Below are 21,182 nucleotides of genomic sequence, written 5' to 3' on the forward strand. Positions count from 1 at the left end.
AACGGCCCTTCTTCCACGGCCCGTCGGGCCCGGGCGGGGCCCGGAGCGGCCGCCCGGCGGCGAAGCCTTCACGCCACGCGGCCCCGCGGGCGGCCCGCCGCCGTGATCCCGCAGCAAGGGCGCGCGTAGGCTCGTTCCCGGCACATTGCGGCGGCGTCTACGATGCGCCGGGCACGGTCGGCCCACCCATCGACCGACAACGAACTCAACGGAAGCGAGATTTCACCACCGTGACTGCTCTCACTCTCAGCACTGCCGGTGCGGCGACGCTGCGCGCCGACGCACTCGTCGTGGGCGTCGCCAAGGGCTCCAAGGGGCCGGTCCTCGCGCCGGGCGCCGAGGCCGTGGACAAGGCGTTCGACGGAAAGCTCGCCACCGTCCTGGAAGCCCTGGGCGCCACGGGTGCCGAGGGCGAGGTGACCAAGCTCCCCGCGCCCGACGGCCTCAAGGTCCCGGTCGTCATCGCGGTCGGTCTCGGCTCCGCGGCCGAGAAGGACGGGGCGTACGACGCCGAGGCGCTGCGCCGGGCCGCGGGCTCCGCCGCCCGGGTCCTGGCCGGGGCGAAGAAGGCCGGCTTCGCGCTGCCCCTCGCGTCCGCCGGGGACGCCGGGGCGGTCGCCGAGGGCGCGCTCCTCGGCGCGTACGCCTTCACCGCGTACCAGGGCGGCGAGGACAAGGTCGCGCCCAAGGGCAAGAAGAACGGCAACGGCCCCAAGCTCCCGCTGGGCGAGGTCGCCCTGCTCGGCGGCAAGCCGCGCGACAAGGCGTTCAAGGCGGCCGTCGAGCGCGCCGGCGCGATCACCGAGGAGATCAACCGCGCCCGCGACCTGATCAACACCCCGCCGAACGACCTGTACCCCGAGTCCTTCGCCGCCGTGGCCACCGCCGCGGGCAAGGAGCACGGCATCAAGGTGCAGGTCCTCGACGAGAAGGCGCTCGTCAAGGGCGGCTTCGGCGGTCTGCTGGGCGTCGGCCAGGGCTCGTCCCACGGCCCGCGCCTGGTGAAGCTCGCCTACACGCACCCGAAGGCGGAGAAGACCCTGGCCCTGGTCGGCAAGGGCATCACCTACGACTCGGGCGGCATCTCGCTGAAGCCGGCCGGCCACAACGAGACGATGAAGTGCGACATGAGCGGGGCCGCCGCCGTGTTCGCCGCCGTCGTCGCGGCCGCCCGCCTGGGCCTCCGGGTCAACGTCACCGGCTGGCTGGCGCTCGCCGAGAACATGCCGTCGGGCAACGCCACCCGCCCCGGTGACGTGCTGCGCATGTACAGCGGCAAGACCGTCGAGGTCCTCAACACGGACGCCGAGGGCCGGCTCGTCCTCGCCGACGCGCTGACCCGGGCCTCCGAGGAGAAGCCGGACGCGATTGTCGACGTGGCGACCCTGACCGGTGCGATGGTGCTGGCGCTGGGCAACCGCACCTTCGGCATCATGGCGAACGACGACGCCTTCCGGACCTCGATCCACGAGATCGCCGAGGAGGTCGGCGAGGCGTCCTGGCCGATGCCGCTCCCCGCCGACCTGCGCAAGGGCATGGACTCCCCGACCGCCGACATCGCCAACATGGGCGAGCGGATGGGCGGCGGCCTGGTGGCCGGCCTGTTCCTGCAGGAGTTCGTGGGCGAGGGCATCACCTGGGCGCACCTGGACATCGCGGGCCCGGCCTTCCACGAGGGCGCACCGTACGGCTACACGCCCAAGGGCGGCACCGGTTCCGCCGTCCGCACGCTGGTCGGGCTGGCCGAGCGCACCGCCGCCGGGGACCTCGGCTGATCTCCGCAGCGACGTGCGGTACGGCCCCGGGCATACGTCCGGGGCCGTACGCGTTGCCTCCCACGGCGCCGTCGTACGGATCCGGCGGGGTTTCGCTCTGGACGAAATCAGCGCTCCAGTCCGTCTCCCGCACCGGCCTTCCCGGGCGGCGCCGCACACCCGGAATCACCCCCGCTCCCTACTTCGCGGTAACCCACCGGGACGGATGATCGTCCGCCCCGGACCCGGGCCCCGCGTCCCGCCGACCGTCAACAAGTGCGAAGATGGGTTCTCGGCAGGACAGGGCCCCCACCACAGGGCCGACATAACACAAAGCGGCCGAACACCAGCCGACCGGCCGGTCATCCCCCAGCGACGGGGCCCGGCGTACGGCGCACATGCATGGAGGACGTGACGTGGCGAACGACGCCAGCACCGTTTTCGACCTAGTGATCCTCGGCGGTGGTAGCGGCGGTTACGCCGCGGCCCTGCGCGGAGCGCAGCTGGGCCTGGACGTCGCTCTGATCGAGAAGGGCAAGGTCGGCGGCACCTGCCTGCACAACGGCTGCATCCCCACGAAGGCCCTGCTGCACGCGGGCGAGATCGCCGACCAGGCGCGCGAGTCCGAGCAGTTCGGCGTCAAGGCCACCTTCGAGGGCATCGACATCGAGGCCGTCCACAAGTACAAGGACGACGTGATCTCCGGCCTGTACAAGGGCCTGCAGGGACTCATCGCCTCGCGCAAGGTCACCTACATCGAGGGCGAGGGCCGGCTCTCCTCCCCCACCTCGGTGGACGTGAACGGCCAGCGCATCCAGGGCCGCCACGTGCTGCTCGCGACCGGCTCCGTGCCGAAGTCGCTGCCGGGCCTGGAGATCGACGGCAACCGCATCATCTCCTCGGACCACGCGCTGAAGCTGGACCGCGTCCCGAAGTCCGCGATCGTGCTCGGCGGCGGCGTCATCGGCGTCGAGTTCGCCTCGGCGTGGACGTCCTTCGGTACCGAGGTCACGATCATCGAGGGCCTGAAGCACCTCGTCCCGGTCGAGGACGAGAACAGCTCGAAGCTTCTCGAGCGCGCCTTCCGCAAGCGCGGCATCAAGTTCAACCTCGGCACGTTCTTCCAGAGCGCCGAGTACACGCAGGACGGCGTCCGCGTGACCCTCGCCGACGGCAAGACCTTCGAGGCCGAGGTGCTGCTGGTCGCCATCGGCCGCGGCCCGGTCTCGCAGGGCCTGGGCTACGAGGAGGCCGGGGTCGCGATGGACCGCGGCTACGTCCTCGTCGACGAGTACATGCAGACCAACGTGCCGACCATCTCGGCCGTGGGCGACCTGGTGCCGACCCTCCAGCTCGCGCACGTCGGCTTCGCGGAAGGCATCCTGGTCGCGGAGCGGCTGGCCGGTCTGAAGACCGTTCCGATCGACTACGACGGTGTCCCCCGGGTGACGTACTGCCACCCCGAGGTCGCCTCCGTGGGCATCACCGAGGCCAAGGCCAAGGAGCTCTACGGCGCGGACAAGGTCGTCGCTCTGAAGTACAACCTCGCGGGCAACGGCAAGAGCAAGATCCTCAAGACCGCGGGCGAGATCAAGCTCGTCCAGGTCAAGGACGGTGCCGTGGTCGGCGTCCACATGGTCGGTGACCGGATGGGCGAGCAGGTCGGCGAAGCCCAGCTGATCTACAACTGGGAGGCGCTGCCCGCCGAGGTCGCGCAGCTCATCCACGCCCACCCGACCCAGAACGAGGCGATGGGCGAGGCCCACCTGGCCCTGGCCGGGAAGCCCCTTCACTCCCACGACTGATCCAGTCGACCGGGCGCGACGACCGACCCACTTCCGCACTTTCGTAAGGAGCAACCGAAACCATGTCGGTTTCCGTAACCCTTCCGGCGCTCGGTGAGAGCGTCACCGAGGGCACTGTCACCCGCTGGCTGAAGGCCGAGGGCGAGCGCGTCGAGGCCGACGAGCCGTTGCTCGAGGTCTCGACCGACAAGGTCGACACCGAGATCCCGGCGCCCGCCGCCGGCATCCTCGCCTCCATCAAGGTCGCCGAGGACGAGACCGTCGAGGTCGGCGCCGAGCTGGCCGTCATCGACGACGGCACGGGCACGCCCGCCGCCGCCCCGGCCCCGGCCGCCGAGGCCGCTCCGGCTCCGGCTCCGGCCCCTGTCGCCGAGGCCCCCGCCGCCGAGGCCCCGGCCGCTCCGGCACCCGCCGAGGCTCCGGCCGCCGCCCCGGCCGGTGGCGCCGCCGGTACCGACGTCGTCCTGCCGGCGCTCGGCGAGAGCGTCACCGAGGGCACCGTCACCCGCTGGCTGAAGGAGGTCGGCGAGGAGGTCACGGAGGACGAGCCCCTCCTGGAGGTCTCCACGGACAAGGTCGACACCGAGATCCCGGCCCCGGTCTCCGGCACGCTGCTGGAGATCGTCGTCGCCGAGGACGAGACCGCCGAGGTCGGCGCCAAGCTCGCCGTCATCGGTGCCGCCGGTGCCGCTCCGGCGGCCGCCCCGGCCCCGGCGGCCCCGGCGCCCGCCGCGGCTCCTGCCCCGGCCCCGGCTCCGGCTGCTCCGGCACCCGCTGCCGCCGCTCCGGCTCCGGCCGCCCCGGCCGCTCCCGCGCCGGCCCCGGCCCCGGTGGCGCCCGCCGCCCCGGTCGCCGCTCCGGCTCCGGTGGCCCCGGCCGCTCCGGCGCCCGTCGCCGCCCCGGCCCCGGTCGCCCCGGTCGCCCCGGCCGCGCCCTCCGGCGACGACGGCGCGTACGTCACGCCGCTGGTCCGCAAGCTCGCCGCCGAGAACGGCGTCGACCTGGGCGCGGTCAAGGGCACCGGCGTCGGTGGCCGCATCCGCAAGCAGGACGTCGTCGCCGCCGCGGAGGCCGCCAGGGCCGCCGCGGCCGCTCCGGCTCCGGCCGCCGCCGCTGCTCCGGCCGCCTCGAAGGCGCCGAAGCTGGAGGCGTCCCCGCTGCGCGGCCAGACGGTCAAGATGACCCGCATGCGCAAGGTCATCGGCGAGAACATGATGAAGGCGCTGCACTCGCAGGCCCAGCTGACCTCGGTCGTCGAGGTCGACGTCACCAAGCTGATGAAGCTGCGCGCCCGTGCCAAGGACGCGTTCGCGGCCCGCGAGGGCGTCAAGCTGTCCCCGATGCCGTTCTACGTCAAGGCGGCGGCCCAGGCGCTGAAGGCCCACCCGGTCATCAACGCCCGGATCAACGAGGACGAGGGCACCATCACGTACTTCGACTCGGAGAACATCGGCATCGCCGTGGACGCCGAGAAGGGTCTGATGACGCCGGTCATCAAGGGTGCGGGCGACCTGAACATCGCCGGCATCTCGAAGAAGACCGCCGAGCTGGCCGGCAAGGCCCGCGGTGGCGGCCTGACGCCGGACGACATGTCCGGTGCCACCTTCACCATCAGCAACACCGGTTCGCGCGGTGCGCTGTTCGACACCGTCATCGTGCCCCCGAACCAGGCAGCCATCCTGGGCATCGGTGCCACCGTGAAGCGTCCGGCCGTCATCGAGACCGCCGAGGGCACCGTCATCGGCGTCCGCGACATGACGTACCTGTCGCTCTCCTACGACCACCGTCTGGTGGACGGCGCGGATGCCGCCCGTTACCTGACCGCGGTCAAGGCGATCCTGGAGGCCGGTGAGTTCGAGGTCGAGCTCGGCCTCTGAGCAGCACCGCTGTAACCAGCCTCACCAGCGGCGCCCCCGTCCGGACCCCTTCCGGACGGGGGCGCCGCCGTATTGTCTAGAGCGTGTCCGGTCGTGCGGACAGCACCGCTCTGTCTCCGAAGGAGCCCCTCATGACCCCGCCCGTCGTCCACTCGCTGCGCGAACAGATCCGCGAGCACATCGTGGACGGGATCGTCAGCGGGCGCTGGAAGCCCGGTGAGCGGATCGTGGAGCGCCGGATCGCCACCGAGCTGGAGGTCAGCCAGACCCCCGTGCGCGAGGCCCTGCGGGAGCTGGAGACGCTCCGGCTGATCGAGTCGGCGCCCAACAAGGGCGTACGGGTCCGCAATCTCACCGCGGCCGACCTGGAGGAGAGCTATCCGGTCCGGGCCGGTCTGGAGCAGATCGCGGCGGAACTGGCCGCCCCGTCCCTCGGCGAGGACTGCTCGCTCCTGACGCCCCACGTGACGGCCCTCTACGAGGCGGACCGGCTGGCCGACGGCGAGGCGCAGGTGCGGCACACCGTGGCCTTCCACCGCGAGATGGTGCGGGCCGCCGGGAACGCCGTGCTGCTGCACACCTGGGAGGGGCTGGGCATCGAGGTGTTCACCGCCCTGTCGATCCGGTGGCTGGGCACCGTGCAGAAGTCGTACGCGGAGGAGCACGAGGCGCTCATCGAGGCGTTCCTGCGCAAGGACCCGGAGATCGGCGTGCTGGTCAAGGCACACGTGCTCGGCTGCGCCCCGCGCGCCTGAGGTCCCGGGGCGCGAGGGTCGCGAGGCCGCTCCGGAGCCCGTCCGGGTACCTCGGGAGGGTGTACGCATCTGTCGTGAGGGGCGCTCTTCCGTGCAGATGGGCGCCCCTTTTGCGCACTAAATCCCGTCACCCCGTGCCCCGTTTCGCGGCACCGAATGCCAATTTCTTCATATCGAGAAGTTTTGCCCTTCACCCTTTGATCGATCATCGATCGGCGTCCTACAGTTCACTTCGTGGGCCCACCGGCCCCATCGCCCTGTCCTGCCAGTCAGGGCCTTCTCCACCCCCCTCCACTCCGGAAGGCGGCGATCATGACCGACCCCGTAGGAAAGCTTCCGAGCGAGCTCGACCAGCTCCCGGACCGTGACCCCGAGGAGACCGCCGAATGGGCGGCCTCCCTGGACGCCGTCACCAAGGCCGCGGGCCCGCACCGCGCCGCGTACCTGATGCGGCGCTCGCTGGAGCACGCCGAGGGCGCCGGTCTCGCGCTGCCCAAGTTGCTGGAGACCGATTACGTCAACTCCATCCCGACCGCCGCCGAGCCCGCGTTCGACGGCGACCTGGAGATGGAGTCCCGGATCACCGCCTGGAACCGCTGGAACGCGGCCGCGATGGTCACCCGCGGCTCCCGCTTCGGCGTCGGCGGCCACATCGCCACGTTCGCCTCGGCGGCCTGGCTGTACGAGACCGGCTTCAACCACTTCTTCCGCGGCAAGGAGGGGGACGGCTCCGGCGACCAGCTCTACATCCAGGGCCACGCCTCCCCCGGCATCTACGCCCGCGCCTTCCTCGACGGCCGGCTGAGCGAGCAGCAGCTCGACAACTTCCGCCAGGAGGCGGGCGGCGACGGCCTGCCCTCCTACCCGCACCCGCGGCGGCTGCCCTGGCTGTGGGAGTTCCCCACCGTGTCGATGGGCCTCGGCCCGCTGTCGGCGATCTACCAGGCGCGCTTCAACCGCTACCTCGCCAACCGCAACATCAAGGACACGTCGAACTCGCACGTCTGGGCCTTCCTCGGTGACGGCGAGATGGACGAGCCCGAGTCGACCGCCGCCCTCGCGCTGGCGGCCCGCGAGGGCCTCGACAACCTGACCTTCGTCATCAACTGCAACCTGCAGCGCCTCGACGGCCCGGTCCGCGCGAACTTCCGGGTGGTCCAGGAGCTGGAGGGCGCCTTCCGCGGGGCCGGCTGGAACGTCGTCAAGACGCTCTGGGGCAGCGCCTGGGACGAGCTGTTCCGCCTGGACACCACCGGTGCGCTGGTCCGCCGGCTCAGGGAGGTCCCGGACGCGCAGTTCCAGACGTACCAGACCCGCGACGTCGCCTACATCCGCGAGCACTTCTTCGGCGCCGAGCCCGCGCTCGTCGAGCTGGCCAAGCTGCTCACCGACGCGAAGATCGCCGAGTGCTTCTACACCTCGCGCGGCGGCCACGAGGCCCGCAAGGTGTACGCGGCGTACCGGGCGGCCCTGTCGCACAAGGGCGCGCCGACCGTGATCCTCGCGCAGACGGTGAAGGGCTTCACGCTCGGCAAGGGCTTCGAGTCCAAGAACGCCAACCACCAGATGAAGAAACTGTCGGTGGACGAGTTCAAGGACATGCGCGAGCTGCTCGGCCTGCCGATCCCGGACAGTGCGTTCGCCGACGGCCTGGTGCCCTACGGCCACCCGGGCGCGGACTCCCCCGAGGTCCGCTACCTCCAGGAGCGCCGGGCCGCCCTCGGCGGCCCCGCCCCGGCCCGCCGGGTGCACGCGGTGGCGCTGCCCGAACCGGAGGAGCGCGCGTTCAAGGCCCTGTACAAGGGTTCCGGCAAGCAGGAGATGGCCACCACCATGGCCTTCGTCCGCCTGGTCAAGGACCTGATGCGGGACAAGCAGACCGGCAGGCGCTGGGTGCCCATCGTCCCGGACGAGGCCCGCACCTTCGGCATGGAGTCGCTGTTCCCGTCGGCCGGCATCTACTCGCCGCTGGGCCAGACCTACGAGCCGGTCGACCGCGACCAGCTGATGTACTACAAGGAGGCCAAGGACGGCCAGATCCTCAACGAGGGGATCACCGAGGCCGGGGCCATGGCCGACTTCATCGCCGCCTCCACGTCGTACGCGACGCACGGCGAGACGATGATCCCGTTCTACATCTTCTACTCGATGTTCGGCTGGCAGCGGACCGGCGACCAGATGTGGCAGCTCGCCGACCAGCTCGGCAAGGGCTTCATCGTCGGCGCCACGGCGGGCCGCACGACGCTGACCGGTGAGGGCCTCCAGCACGCGGACGGCCACTCGCAGCTGATCGCGGCCACCAACCCGGCCTCGCTCAACTACGACCCGGCGTTCGCGTACGAGATCGCGGTGATCGTCAAGGACGGTCTGCGCCGGATGTACGGCCCCGAGGCCGAGAACGTCTTCTACTACCTGACGGTCTACAACGAGCCGAAGCCGCAGCCCGCGATGCCGGAGGGCGTCGAGGAGGGCATCGTCAAGGGCCTCTACCGCTTCAAGGAGGGCGTGCCGGCGTCCGCGGACGCGCCGCGCGTGCAGCTGCTGGCCTCCGGCACGGCGATCCACTGGGCCCTGGAGGCGCAGGAGTTGCTGGCCGCGGACTGGGGTGTGACGGCCGACGTCTGGTCCGCCACGTCCTGGGGCGAGCTGCGCCGCGAGGCGCTGGAGTGCGACGAGGCGCTGCTCCGCGGGGAGCAGCGGGTGCCGTACGTGAGGCGGGCGCTGGAGGGCGCCCCCGGTCCGGTCCTCGCGGTCAGCGACTGGATGCGTCAGGTCCCGGACCAGATCAGCCAGTGGGTGGAGCAGGACTGGTCCTCGCTCGGCACGGACGGCTTCGGTCTGTCGGACACCCGTGACGCGGCCCGCCGCCACTTCGGCGTGGACGCGCGGTCGATCACGGTCGCGGCCCTGGCCCAGCTGGCCCGGCGCGGCGAGGTCGGCGCGAGTGCGGTCAAGGAGGCCCGGGAGCGCTACGGGCTCTGATCCGTGACGACGCGGTGGCCGGGCATGTCCCGGCCACCGCTTCCCGCTTTCGGCCACCGGCCCGTCTCCGGTCGGGGGCGGGGCGGGCCGACGGCCACAATGGGCCGCATGCGTGCCGCCCGTCTCATCAAAATGGTGCTGCTCCTGCAGTCCCGCCCCGCCATGACCGCCGCCGAACTCGCCCGTGAGCTGGAGGTGTCCGAGCGGACCGTCACCCGGGACGCGCAGGCGCTGTCCGAGGCGGGCGTCCCGGTGTACGCGGACCGGGGCCGGGCCGGCGGCTACCGGCTGATCGGCGGGTACCGCACGCGCCTCACCGGCCTCGCCCGCACCGAGGCCGAGGCCCTCTTCCTCTCCGGGCTGCCGTCCGCCCTGCGCGACATGGGGCTGGAGGACGCCGCGTCCGCCGCCCGGCTCAAGGTCTCGGCGGCCCTGCTCCCCTCGTTGCGGGACGCCTCCGACAGCGCCGCCCGGCGCTTCCATCTGGACGCTCCCGCCTGGTACCAGGAACCGGCCACCCCCGAACTGCTGCCGGCCCTCGCCGAGGCGGTCTGGGACGACCGGCTCGTCCGGGCCCGCTACTGCCGCCGGGACGGCGAAGTGGAGCGGGAGATGGCCCCGTACGGCCTCGTGCTGAAGGCGGGGGTCTGGTACCTCTGCGCCCGGGTGGCGGACGACTTCCGGGTGTACCGGATCGACCGGTTCTCGGCCGTCGAGGTGTCGGACGAGCGGTTCGGGCGCGACGAGCGGTTCGACCTGCCGAGCTTCTGGGACGAGCGGGCCGCCCAGTTCGCCCGGTCGCTGCTGCGGGCCGAGGTGACGGTGCGGCTGTCGCCGGAGGGCGTACGCCGGCTGCCGCACACGATGGACCGGTCGGCGGTCCGGGAGGCGCTGGAAGCGGCCGGTCCGGCCGATGCCGAGGGATGGATCGCCGTCACCCTGCCGGTCGAGTCCCTGGAGGTGGCCTACGGCCAACTGCTGGCGCTGGGACCGGAGTCGGAGGTCCTGGAACCGGCCGCCCTGCGGGACCGTTTCGCCGCGGCGGCCGAGCGGCTGCGCGACCTCTACCGCTGAAGGCCGTCCGGTGGGCCGGCGGGCCGCCCTCCCCGTGTCCGCGTGCGCCGCCCGCTGCCAGGGCCGATGCTTGATCCGTGATGGACGAGACGGAGTTCTGGGAGATCGTCGACAGCACCCGCGAGGCCGCCGAGGGCGATCCCGAGGACCAGGCCGACCTGCTCGTCGAGCGGCTGGTGCGGCTCGATCCGGAGGCGGTGCTGGACTTCGCCAGACACTTCGAGGCCCGTTACAACCGCGCCTACCGCTGGGACCTGTGGGGGGCCGCCGCCGTGCTGCTGGGCGGCGCGGGCGACGACGCCTTCGACTGGTTCCGCTGCTGGCTGATCGGCCAGGGCCGGGAGGTCTTCGAGGGGGCCCTGCACGATCCGGACTCCCTCGCCGAACTCCTCGACGACTTCGACGAGGAACTCGACGGGGATGCCGAGGACCTCGGCTACGCCGCCGACGAGGCGTACGAGCAGCTCACCGGCGTGGTCGCCCCGGACCTCGGCCTGCCGCCCCAGGCGCCGGAGCCGGAGGGCACCCCGGTCGACTTCGAGGACGAGGCATCCCTGGCGGCGCGCTTCCCCGCACTCTGGGAGCGGTTCGGACCGCGCTGAACGGACCCTCCGCCCCCGCCACCGCGTCATGGACGGTGTCCTCCTGCCGCGCGACGGACGGTGGCCCCGTCACCGCGGCACGGCCGGCGGGGCCCACGGCTCCGTCAGAAGTGGGTTCCGCCGTCGACTCGGATCTCCGTACCGGTGATGAACGCGCCGTCCTCGGAGCCGAGCATCGCGACGACGCCCGCGACGGTGTCCGGACTGGCGAAGCCCGCCCCGAGCGCCGGGGCCAGCTTCATGAACAGCGACATGTCGGCGTCGGCGGGCAGCCCCGGTCCGGTGCCGCTGGTCATGTCGGAGGAGATCGAGCCGGGGGCGACGGCCACCACCCGCAGCCCCTGCTTGCTGTACTCGCTCGCCAGCGCGTGCGTCATGGACTGGATGCCGCCCTTGCTCGCCGCGTACGCCGACATGTAGGGGTGCGCGAAGCTCGCCGAGGTGGACGAGAAGTTCACGACGACCGGGGCGTCACCGGCCAGCAGGGCGGGTATCGACTCGCGGATCATCAGGAACGTACCGGTGAGGTTGACCGCGATGATCTTGTTGAAGAACTCCAGCGACGTCTTGTGCGTGTGCTCGGAGCGCAGGATCCCGGCCGCGTTGACCAGGACGTCGAGCCCGCCGAGGGTCTGCACGGCGGAGGCGACCCCCGCCCGGACCGCGGCCTCGTCCGAGATGTCGAGGACCAGGGTCGTCAGGCGTCCGTCGGTGCCGTTCTCCACCGCCGTCGCGCGCGTCGCCGCCAGGCCCGCCTCGTTGACGTCGGCGGCGACGACCAGGCCGCCCTCGGCGAGTACCCGGTGGACGGTGGCCTGTCCGATGCCGGAACCGCCACCGGTGACGAGTACGCGGCGGCCTTCGTAGCGGTTCATCTCTGATCTCTCCCGATCGGTATGTGCTGTCCGGGACGGCCCCGTGACCGTCCGGCCGACCACCACCGTACGCCTGGGTGGCACGTTTTGCCACAATGACATTTCGTGCACACTTTTCGCTCGGCGCGGTGATCACCGGAGTAATCTCCTGTCGGTGAACACCGAGCCGAGCCACCCCTCCCTCACCGAGCGCCGCAGGGCCGCGACCCAGCTGGAGATCGCGCGGGCCGCCGCCGCGCTGTTCGCCGAGAACGGCCCCGACGGCACCACGGCGGAGGACATCGCCCGCCGGGCGGGCGTGGCGCTGCGCACCTTCTACCGGTACTTCCGCTCCAAGCAGGACGCGGTGGGCCCGCTGCTCTCCGGCGGCGCCGAGCGCTGGCGGGCGCTGCTGGAGGCGGCCGCCCCGGGGGACGCGCCGGCCGCGACCCTGGAGCGGGCGGTCGCCGAGGCGCTCCGGGCGCCGGACGCGCACGCCGCCGAGCAGCTCGGCTGGACGCGCGGGCTGCTGCGGGCGGCGGAGCGGGACCCGGCCCTGCGGGCCGTCTGGTACCGGGTCAATCAGGATTCGGAGGAACGGCTGCTGCCGGTGCTGGCCCGGCTCCTGGGCGGCGGGGCGGACCCGTTGGAGGTCCGGCTCGCCGCTGCCGCCGCCACGGCCGCGGTGCGGGTGGCGCTGGAGACCTGGGCGCGGACGGACGCGCCGACGAGCGGTCCCGGCTCGCCCGCCGAGCTCGCGGTGCGCTGTCTGCGCGAACTCATGGGCGGTATGCGGCTGTTCACGGGCCGGCCCGACGAGGACCGGCCGGGAACGGGCGACTGACAGGACGTCACCGGCCGCGGAGGGGCCGGTCGAGGAGGGGCCGGCCGGAAACGGGCGGCCGACGGAACGTCACCGGTCGAGCGAGCGCCCCATCATGACGTCGTCGACGTAGCGGCCGTGCAGGAAGAACTCGCCGGGCAGCACGCCCTCGACGACGAAGCCCTCCGACTCGTACAGGGCACGCGCGGGCGTGTTGTGGCCGAGCACCCGCAGGGTCATCCGGTTCGCCCCCTCGGCGCGCGCCGCCGCGAACGCGGCCCGCAGCAGCCCCCTGGCGACGCCCTTGCCGCGCGCCCGGTCGGCCACGGCCAGGCCCTGTATCTGCCGGACGTGCGCGTTGCAGGCCAGTGGCGTCGGCGGGACCAGCCGGAGGTAGCCGACGGGCTCCGACTCGCCCACCAGCTCGGCCACCAGGAAATCCTCGGGGCGGTGCCGGTCGTCGAAGAAGGGGCTGTACGGCGGTTGCGGCTTCGGCGTCACGGCGTGCAGCGTCGACCAGGTGTCGCGGTCGAGTTCGGCGAGGGCGTCCTCGTCGGAGGAGACCGCGGTGCGGATCGAGAACAGCGGGTTCCCGTGCGTGTACGTGTGCTTCTCGGGCATGCGCGCCACTGTGCCACGCCGCGCTTCACCCGGTCAGCCCGAATTCTCCGCCGGAGCACCGCCGCGCGCGGCCGTATCGACACATCGGCACATCGGTGCGTCGACACGTCGGTACGACGGCGCGCACGACGGCGGGCGGGCCGTGCGGGGCTCGTTGGCCCGGTCGGCGGCGCGTGCCGGAGCCGCTGCGGCAGGATGGACCCATGCTGCACTCCCGTATCGCTGTCACCGGAGCATCCGGACTCATCGGAGCGGCGCTGGTGCGCTCGCTGCGGACCGACGGGCACGAGGTGGTACGCCTCGTGCGGCGCCCGGCGCGGACCGGGGACGAGGTGGAATGGGACCCCCGGCGCGGTTACGTCGACGTGGCGGGCCTGGTGGGCTGCGACGCCGTCGTCCACCTCGCCGGGGCCGGGGTCGGCGACCGGCGCTGGACCTCCGCGTACAAGCGGGAGATCCGGGACAGCCGGGTGCTGGGGACGACGGCGATCGCCGAGGCGGTCGCCTCGCTGGACACGCCCCCGAAGGTGCTGCTGTCCGGCTCGGCCATCGGCTACTACGGCGACACCGGGGACCGCGCCGTCGACGAGGGCGCCCCGGCCGGCGAGGGGTTCCTGCCGTCCGTCTGCGTGGAGTGGGAGGCGGCCACCGCCGCCGCCCAGGAGGCGGGCGTGCGGACGGTGCACGCCCGCACCGGCCTGGTCGTCGGCCGCGAGGGCGGGGCCTGGGGCCGGCTCTTCCCGCTGTTCCGCGCGGGGCTCGGCGGTCGGCTGGGCAACGGGCGCCAGTACTGGAGCTTCATCTCGCTGCACGACGAGGTCGCGGCCCTGCGCCACATCCTGGACACCGAGTCGCTGTCGGGTCCGGTGAACCTGACCGGGCCGGATCCGGTCACCAACGGCGAGGTGACGGCCGCGATGGGGCGGGTGCTGCACCGCCCCACGCCCTTCGCCGTGCCCGCCCCGGCCCTGCGGATCGTCCTGGGCGACTTCGCCGACGACGTACTGGGCAGTCAACGGGTGCTGCCCGGGCGGCTGTTGGACTCGGGCTTCGTGTTCGCCTTCCCGGGCATCGACGAGGCGATCCGCGCGGCACTGCGCTGAACGCACCGGTGCGGGCGCCGTACGGAACACACCGGCGCCGTACCGATGGGCCCCGGCGGCGCGCCGGGAATGCACCGGCGTACGCCGGACCGCGCACCCCGCGCGTCCCCGGACCACGCACCTCGCGCGGAATCGGACGCGGATGCGACCCCGTGCAACGGTGCCCCCGGCGCGCGCGACTGCGACCCGGTCGGCGGCCCTCCTAGCCTCCTTGCGAACTCGGGCATTCCGGGGGCCTGTCGGGGGCAAGAGCCTCCCAGTAGTTGCGCCGACTCGGGGAGGGGCACGTGCTCAGCTCGGCACATCGCGCGGACGTCGTCATCATCGGGGCCGGGATCGCCGGCCTGTCAGCAGCCCACCGTCTGACCGGCGCGGGGGTGAGTGTCAGCGTTCTGGAGGCCGGCCCCCGGGTCGGCGGCCGGATGACCACGGCCGAGCTGGACGGCTTCCGGCTCGACCACATCGGCCCGCTCCTCAGCACCTCCTGCCCGGAGCTGCGCACGACGCCCGGCCTGGAGGGGCTGGCGCTGCGCACCTTCGCCCCGGGGGTCCTCGTCCACAGCGAGGGCCGCCAGTACCGGACCGGCGACGCGCGGGGCGCGCGGGGCGCATTCAAGGCAGCGCGCGCCCTCGCAAGCGCCCCCAGGCCGCCGATGGGCGGGCCGATCGACCAGGCCCGGCTGGGCGCCGCGCTGTCCCGGCTCGCCGCCACACCGACCGCCCGCATCCTCGCCCGGCCCGAACAGACGGCGCTCGCCGCCCTGTCCCACCGCGGACTGCCCTCCCGCACGGTCAACGGCTTCCTCCGCCCGCTGCTCTCCGCGCTGCTCGGCGACCCTGCTCTCAGCACGTCCAGCCGGTGCGCCGATCTCGCCCTGCGCGGCTACGCGCGCGGCCGGCTGTGCGCGCCCGAGGGCGGCTCGGGCACCCTGCCCGACCTGCTCGCGGCCTCGCTGCCGCCCGGCACGGTACGTACCGGCGTGCACGTCACGGCCGCCGACATCACCTCGGTCCGCACCAAGGAGCACGGCGAACTGGGCTGCCGTTCCCTGCTGTTGGCGACCGGCGCCGGGGCCGCCGCCGAACTGCTGCCGGGGCTGCGGATGCCGTCCTTCCATCCGGTGACGGTCCTTCACCACACCGCCCCCGTCGCCCCGCCGACCGGCGCCTCGCTGCTGCTGGACGCCGACCGCTCGGGGCCGGTCGCGCACACCGCGGTGATGAGCGCGGTCGACCCCTCGCGCGCGCCGCGCGGCCGGACGCTGATCAGCTCGACGGTGCTCGGCCCCCCGCCGGCCGACCTGGACCGCACGGTCCGCGCCCATCTTGCCGCGCTGTACGGCACCCCCACCGACGACTGGGAGCTGCTGACCTCCCACCACGACCCCGAGGCGATACCCGCGATGCCGGCCCCGCACGACCCGCGCCGCCCGGTCCGGCTGCTCTCCGGCCTGTACGTGTGCGGCGACCACCGCGACACCAGCTCGGTCCAGGGCGCGCTGCTCTCGGGCCGCCGCGCGGCCGACGCGATCCTCACCGACCTGGGCGTACGGCCGGGGCGCGGCAGCGGAACGGGGCTGCCCGAGGCCGCGTAGCCGGGGCCGGACGGGACGCGTCCGGCGGTTCCGTCGTCCGCCGCCCGGGCCCCGGCACCGCACCGGGTCTCACCCCAGCGCGGCGACCCGTTCGCGGTAGTTCCGCACGGCGGCCGCGTCCCGGTACGGCTCCAGGCGGCGCTCGAAGTCCCGTACGTACTCCGTCGCCCGGACCGAGCGCATCTCCGCGGCCTGCTGGGCGGCCTCCGCGCCGAGCGCGCACGCCTGGTCCAGTTCGCCGAGCCCGAGCCGGGCGGAGGCCAGCACCACCCGGCAGAACAGCCGGCTGCGGGCGTACGCCGGGGAGCGCAGCTGGAGCGAGCGCTCCGCGTGCTGGGCCGCGGCCCGGTGCTGCTGCAGGTCGCGGTGGCAGTGGCCGAACTCGTCGGCCAGCTGGGCCTCGTCGAAGTACCGCGCCCAGTGCGGCACCTCGTCCCCGGACCGGGCGGTCTCCAGCGCGTGTTCCGCCCGCGCCAGCGAGGTGGTGCAGGCCCTGGCCTCGCCGAGCACGCCGTGGGCGCGCGCCTCGACGGCGTGCAGCAGGGCCTGGACGACGGGCGGCGCCGAGGAGCCGATGCCCTGCTGGGCCACCCGGGCCAGCTGCACGGCCTCCCTGCCGTGGCCGAGGTAGACCGCCTGCCGACTCATGGTCATCAGGACGTAGCTGCCGTACGCGCGGTCGCCCGCGGCCTGGGCGAGCCGCAGGGCCTGCACGAAGTACCGCTGGGCCAGGCCGTGGGCCGCGATGTCGTAGGAGGTCCAGCCGGCCAGCCGGGTCAGGTCGGCGGCGGCGGAGAAGAGCCGGCGCCCGGTGGCCTCCCCGTACGTGCCGCGGAGCATCGGCTCCGCCTCGTGCTCCAGGTAGCGGACGAGTGCCTGCCGGGCGTGGCCGCCGCCGTAGGTGTTGTCGAGGGCGCGGAAGAGTTCGCCGACCGAGCGCAGCGCGGCCACGTCGCCGCTGCCGACCCGCTGGCCGGGTCCGCGTTCGGTCCGCTGGCGGGGGACGCCGGGGGTGTCCAGCGGGCCGGGGACCACCGGGGGCACGGGCGCCCCGGGGGGTGCGGACGGGCCGGGGGGCCTGGAGGGCACGGGTCCGCGGGGTCCGCCCCGGCCGGGGCCGGGCGCCATGGCCCCGCCGGGACCAGGCATCCCGTACGTCCCGTACGTCCCGCGCGCCCCCGGCACCCCGCGTGCACCCATGGGGCCGCCGGGGCGCACGGAGCCGCCCGGTTCGGCGGTTCCCACCGCCCCGCCCGTCCCGTGGGCGCCACCGGCCCCGTCGTGCGCCGGGGGCGCGGGTTCGCCGCCCCGTCCCACCCACTCGTCGGCCCGTCCGATCAGCCAGTCCCTGCTGGGCACGACGAGTCCGGCGGGGGTGAAGGCGATCTTGCGCAGTTCCGCGTTGCTGCCCGAGTCCTTGCGCCACAGCCCGCTGACGATGTCGACCGCCTCCGCGGGCGTGGCCGCGAACTCCAGGCCGGCGTAGACCGGGGCGCACGCGTCGAGGCCCAGGTCCTGCGCGGAGAGGCGGCGGCCGAGCCGCCGGGTGAAGACCTCGGCGATCAGCGCGGGGGTGGTGCCGCGGGGCTGCTGGCCACGCAGCCAGCGGGTCACGGAGGTCTTGTCGTACCGCAGGTCGAGGCCGTGTTCGAGGCCGAGTTGGTCCACCCTGCGGGCGAGGCCGGCGTTGGAGAATCCGGCCTCGGTGATGAGCGAGGCGAGTCGGCGGTTGGGGGTGCGCTGCGGAGGTCGTTCCGACATCAGCTGTACGGTCTCCTGCCTTCGGGGCCGGTCGGCCAGCCCTTATGGAACGGCGCGAATTTAGCGGCCTCCGTGCCCGTCACAGCTCCCTTCGCTTCACTTTCATCCGATCGTGTGAGGATTGAGGGCGGCGCTGACGGGTAGGACCTGCCGGGCCTCCGCCCCGGAACCGGTCGTACAGTGGCCGGGGGCGTGATCCAGTGCATGGTGGCGCGGGCCCGGGCACCTCCCGGCTCCCGGCACCGCTAGTAGGAGGGCATCTGTCGTGGCTGAGCTTCGGTTCGTCCGGCTGGGATTCGGCGAGGAAGCCGTCGACTACCAGGAGGCATGGCAGAAGCAGCGCGAGGTGCACGCGGCCAGGTTCGAGGACGCCGTCCCGGACACCTGTCTGCTGCTGGAACACCCGCCCGTGTACACCGCCGGGCGGCGCACGACCGACAGCGAGCGCCCGCTGGACGGCACCCCGGTCATCGACGTGGACCGCGGCGGCAAGATCACCTGGCACGGCCCCGGGCAGCTGGTCGGCTACCCGATCCAGAAGCTGCCCCGCCCGGTGGACGTGGTCGCGCACGTGCGCCGGCTGGAGGACGCGCTGATCCGCACCGCGGCCGAGTTCGGCGTGGAGACCACCCGGGTCGAGGGCCGCAGCGGCGTCTGGGTGCTCGGCGACCCGGTCGAGGACCGCCCGTCGCTCGGCGGCCTCTCGCTCGACTTCGACCCCCGGCTCCAGGACGAGGAGTTCGACGCGCGGCTGAACGGCCCCGAGTACGCCCCGTCCAACGCCGGCCAGCGCCGCGAGGACCGCAAGCTGGCCGCGATCGGCATCCGGGTGGCCAAGGGCGTGACCATGCACGGCTTCTCGTTCAACGTGAACCCGGACAACACCTGGTTCGACCGGATCGTGCCGTGCGGCATCCGGGACGCGGGCGTCACCTCGCTCGCGTACGAGCTGGGCCGCGACATCACCATCGCGGAAGTGCTCCCGGTCGTCGAGAAGCACCTCAAGGACGTCCTGGAGAACGCGCACCTGGCGCCGCGCGTCGTCGAACGGCCGGCGGATGCAGTGGCCACGGCATGACACTCTGGAGGGCCGACGGGGAATAGGGCCTGCCGGCCACAGGTTGGCCAGACGTAAAGCCGTCTGAACCACGGGCGTACCCTGGTGTTCGCCGAAGAATCCAATGCAGTGAAAGCAAAGGGGAGTGCCGAAGTGTCCGCTGTCGCACCCGACGGACGCAAGATGCTTCGCCTGGAGGTCCGGAACAGCCAGACCCCCATCGAGCGCAAGCCCGAGTGGATCAAGACCCGGGCGAAGATGGGCCCCGAGTACAACCAGCTGCAGAAGCTCGTGAAGAGCGAGGGACTGCACACGGTGTGCCAGGAGGCCGGCTGCCCCAACATCTTCGAATGCTGGGAGGACCGCGAGGCCACCTTCCTCATCGGCGGCGACCAGTGCACCCGGCGCTGCGACTTCTGCCAGATCGACACGGGCAAGCCGCAGGCACTGGACCGGGACGAGCCCCGCAGGGTCGGCGAGTCCGTCGTCACGATGGACCTGAACTACGCCACCATCACCGGCGTCGCGCGCGACGACCTGGAGGACGGCGGCGCCTGGCTGTACGCGGAGACCGTGCGCCAGATCCACGCGCTGACCGCCGGGCGGGAGGCCGGCCGCACCAAGGTCGAGCTGCTGATCCCCGACTTCAACGCGGTCCCCGAGCAGCTCGCCGAGGTCTTCTCCGCGCGCCCCGAGGTGCTCGCGCACAACGTGGAGACGGTGCCGCGGATCTTCAAGCGGATCCGCCCCGGCTTCCGCTACGAGCGCTCCCTGGAGGTCATCACGCGGGCCCGCGAGGCCGGTCTGGTGACCAAGTCGAACCTGATCCTCGGCATGGGCGAGACCCGCGAGGAGGTCAGCGAGGCGCTCCGGGACCTGTACGAGGCGGGGTGCGAGCTGATCACGATCACGCAGTACCTGCGCCCCTCCGTGCGCCACCACCCGGTCGAGCGCTGGGTGAAGCCGCAGGAGTTCGTGGAGCTGAAGGACGAGGCCGACGAGATCGGCTACTCCGGCGTGATGTCCGGGCCGCTGGTCCGTTCCTCGTACCGTGCCGGGCGGCTCTTCCAGCAGGCGATCGAGCGCCGGGAGACCGCCGCCGCGGCGCCCGCCGTGTGAATCCGAGCACAAGAAGCTACCGAGCAGTAATAGCTGGTCCGGCGCGGCCCGTACGCTCTCCGCAGGTCGGGGGCGCGTATGGGCCGCGCCGACGTGCGCGGCGCCCGGATCGAGGTTTCATTGGTGTTTGACCGACTGGTCATGCGCTGGTAACACCGAGCAATGACGCTGGGTTCACACGGGCGCAGTGGCTCGCGGTGGCCGTCCGGCCGCCACCGGCCCTGTCCCCCCGTGCCCCGCGCCCGCCACCCATTCCGCGCAACGCAGTCCCGGGCACGTTCGCCCCGGGCAGCTGAGTCCACGCAACTCAGTCCGCACATCCGCTCCGAGGAGATTTCCACGATGCAGGCCGTGCCGGTACGCGCCACTGCCATCCCTTCCGTCACCACTGCCCTCCGCGCCGTCGAGTCGCTGCTCCTGGGCGGCGGTCAGCGCACCGCCCGACGCAACGCCTGGAACGCGGTCGTGGAGGACCGCCGCCGGGCCAAGGACAGGGTCGAGACCGAGTACGTACTGGAGGCCGCGGCCGACCACCGTTCCTAGGCCACGTAAACTTCTGTGCATGGCGAGGAAGGCAAACACTGAAGGCGCGGACAGCGCCGAGAACGCGGGGCGGCTCAAGCAGATCGCCCTGACCTACAAGATGGCCAAAAGGACCGATCCCAAGGTCGGTCTCGTCGTCGCGGGCGTGGGAATCGTCACCTTCGGTGTCCTTCTCGGGGTCGGCTTCCTGATCGACCACCCGGTCTACCTGGGCATCCTGGGCTTCGTGCTGGCCCTCCTCGCGATGGCGATCGTCTTCGGACGGCGTGCCGAGCGGGCCGCCTTTGGACAGATGGAGGGGCAGCCGGGCGCCGCCGCGGCCGTGCTGGACCGGGTGGGACGCGGCTGGACCACGACCCCCGCGGTCGCGATGAACCGCAACCAGGACGTCATCCACCGCGCCGTCGGCAAGGCGGGCATCGTGCTGGTCGGCGAGGGCAACGCGAACCGGGTGAAGACGCTGCTCGCGGCCGAGAAGAAGAAGATGGCGCGCATCCTGGTCGACGTACCGGTGCACGACATCATCGTCGGCAACGAGGAGGGCCAGGTGCCGCTGAAGAAGGTGCGCACCAAGATGCTGAAGCTGCCGCGCGTCCTGACCGGCCCGCAGGTCACGGCCGCCAACGACCGGCTGCGCGCGATGGGCGACCTGATGAGCAACATGCCCCTGCCGAAGGGCCCCATGCCCAAGGGCATGCGGATGCCGCGGGGCAAGATGCGCTGACGCCGCGAACACGTCGAAGGGGGGGGGGGGGGGGGGGGGGGGGGGGGGGGGGGGCGCGGGGGGGGGGCGCGGGGGGGCGCGCGGCGGGGCGCCCCCCCCCAGCGAGCCGCCCCCCCCCAGCCACAACAACAAC

17 protein-coding genes are annotated in these 21,182 nt (G+C 72.9%); 14 read left to right on the forward strand and 3 right to left on the reverse strand.

Annotated features, from left to right (window positions below; genetic code table 11):
• The first annotated feature begins 230 nt into the window (after positions 1 to 230).
• The 7 genes from ACFYW1_RS06745 (at position 231) to ACFYW1_RS06775 (ending at position 10,849) form a co-directional block, all read left to right on the forward strand.
• Positions 231 to 1,775: a leucyl aminopeptidase gene (locus ACFYW1_RS06745; protein ID WP_388988025.1), complete on the forward strand. Its 1,545-nt coding sequence runs from the start codon at positions 231 to 233 to the stop codon at positions 1,773 to 1,775.
• 395 nt (positions 1,776 to 2,170) lie between these two features.
• Complete coding sequence (lpdA, locus tag ACFYW1_RS06750) at positions 2,171 to 3,559, forward strand: dihydrolipoyl dehydrogenase (RefSeq protein WP_388988028.1); 1,389 nt, start codon at positions 2,171 to 2,173, stop codon at positions 3,557 to 3,559.
• 62 nt (positions 3,560 to 3,621) lie between these two features.
• Complete coding sequence (gene sucB / locus ACFYW1_RS06755; protein WP_388988031.1) at positions 3,622 to 5,436, forward strand: 2-oxoglutarate dehydrogenase, E2 component, dihydrolipoamide succinyltransferase; 1,815 nt, start codon at positions 3,622 to 3,624, stop codon at positions 5,434 to 5,436.
• 131 nt (positions 5,437 to 5,567) lie between these two features.
• The gene (locus ACFYW1_RS06760; RefSeq protein ID WP_388988034.1) at positions 5,568 to 6,191 is read left to right on the forward strand and encodes a GntR family transcriptional regulator; all 624 of its coding nucleotides are present in this window, start codon (positions 5,568 to 5,570) and stop codon (positions 6,189 to 6,191) included.
• 312 nt (positions 6,192 to 6,503) lie between these two features.
• On the forward strand, positions 6,504 to 9,173 hold the full coding sequence (aceE, locus tag ACFYW1_RS06765; protein ID WP_388988037.1) for a pyruvate dehydrogenase (acetyl-transferring), homodimeric type: 2,670 nt from the start codon (positions 6,504 to 6,506) through the stop codon (positions 9,171 to 9,173).
• 108 nt (positions 9,174 to 9,281) lie between these two features.
• A complete protein-coding gene (locus tag ACFYW1_RS06770) occupies positions 9,282 to 10,247 on the forward strand; it encodes a helix-turn-helix transcriptional regulator (protein ID WP_388988040.1) in 966 nt (321 codons plus the stop codon).
• A gap of 80 nt (positions 10,248 to 10,327) precedes the next feature.
• Complete coding sequence (locus tag ACFYW1_RS06775; protein ID WP_388988181.1) at positions 10,328 to 10,849, forward strand: DUF4240 domain-containing protein; 522 nt, start codon at positions 10,328 to 10,330, stop codon at positions 10,847 to 10,849.
• Between the two features lie 104 nt (positions 10,850 to 10,953).
• Here the strand turns inward: ACFYW1_RS06775 and ACFYW1_RS06780 are convergent, their stop codons facing one another.
• On the reverse strand, positions 10,954 to 11,724 hold the full coding sequence (locus ACFYW1_RS06780; protein ID WP_388988044.1) for an SDR family NAD(P)-dependent oxidoreductase: 771 nt from the start codon (positions 11,722 to 11,724) through the stop codon (positions 10,954 to 10,956).
• 154 nt (positions 11,725 to 11,878) lie between these two features.
• Between ACFYW1_RS06780 and ACFYW1_RS06785 the strand changes: the two genes are divergently transcribed.
• On the forward strand, positions 11,879 to 12,547 hold the full coding sequence (locus tag ACFYW1_RS06785) for a TetR/AcrR family transcriptional regulator (RefSeq protein ID WP_388988047.1): 669 nt from the start codon (positions 11,879 to 11,881) through the stop codon (positions 12,545 to 12,547).
• A 69-nt stretch (positions 12,548 to 12,616) separates the two neighbouring features.
• On the opposite strand, the gene ACFYW1_RS06790 is transcribed toward ACFYW1_RS06785, so the two are convergent.
• Positions 12,617 to 13,147, reverse strand: coding sequence for a GNAT family N-acetyltransferase (locus ACFYW1_RS06790; RefSeq protein WP_388988051.1), 531 nt, complete (start codon positions 13,145 to 13,147; stop codon positions 12,617 to 12,619).
• Positions 13,148 to 13,350: 203 nt separating this feature from the next.
• Here ACFYW1_RS06790 and ACFYW1_RS06795 point away from each other — a divergent pair, with 203 nt between their 5' ends.
• Together ACFYW1_RS06795 and ACFYW1_RS06800 are read left to right on the forward strand one after the other, a co-directional pair.
• Positions 13,351 to 14,250, forward strand: a complete 900-nt coding sequence (locus ACFYW1_RS06795; RefSeq protein ID WP_388988054.1) for a TIGR01777 family oxidoreductase — start codon at positions 13,351 to 13,353, stop codon at positions 14,248 to 14,250.
• 287 nt (positions 14,251 to 14,537) lie between these two features.
• Positions 14,538 to 15,845, forward strand: coding sequence for an FAD-dependent oxidoreductase (locus ACFYW1_RS06800; RefSeq protein WP_388988057.1), 1,308 nt, complete (start codon positions 14,538 to 14,540; stop codon positions 15,843 to 15,845).
• Positions 15,846 to 15,914: 69 nt separating this feature from the next.
• On the opposite strand, the gene ACFYW1_RS06805 is transcribed toward ACFYW1_RS06800, so the two are convergent.
• The gene (locus tag ACFYW1_RS06805) at positions 15,915 to 17,606 is read right to left on the reverse strand and encodes a regulator (RefSeq protein WP_388988060.1); all 1,692 of its coding nucleotides are present in this window, start codon (positions 17,604 to 17,606) and stop codon (positions 15,915 to 15,917) included.
• A 265-nt stretch (positions 17,607 to 17,871) separates the two neighbouring features.
• Here ACFYW1_RS06805 and lipB point away from each other — a divergent pair, with 265 nt between their 5' ends.
• From lipB to ACFYW1_RS06825, 4 genes are all read left to right on the forward strand, one after another.
• Positions 17,872 to 18,684, forward strand: coding sequence for a lipoyl(octanoyl) transferase LipB (lipB, locus tag ACFYW1_RS06810; protein WP_388988063.1), 813 nt, complete (start codon positions 17,872 to 17,874; stop codon positions 18,682 to 18,684).
• A gap of 132 nt (positions 18,685 to 18,816) precedes the next feature.
• Entirely contained in the window at positions 18,817 to 19,782 is a 966-nt protein-coding gene (gene lipA / locus ACFYW1_RS06815) for a lipoyl synthase (protein WP_388988066.1), read from the forward strand.
• 342 nt (positions 19,783 to 20,124) lie between these two features.
• Positions 20,125 to 20,325 (forward strand): hypothetical protein, encoded by a 201-nt coding sequence (locus ACFYW1_RS06820; RefSeq protein WP_388988068.1) that lies wholly within the window; start codon positions 20,125 to 20,127, stop codon positions 20,323 to 20,325.
• A 19-nt stretch (positions 20,326 to 20,344) separates the two neighbouring features.
• Complete coding sequence (locus ACFYW1_RS06825) at positions 20,345 to 21,049, forward strand: DUF4191 domain-containing protein (RefSeq protein ID WP_388988071.1); 705 nt, start codon at positions 20,345 to 20,347, stop codon at positions 21,047 to 21,049.
• Positions 21,050 to 21,182: the final 133 nt, after the last annotated feature.

This window comes from Streptomyces sp. NPDC002669 (assembly GCF_042889165.1).
GTDB lineage: Bacteria > Actinomycetota > Actinomycetes > Streptomycetales > Streptomycetaceae > Streptomyces.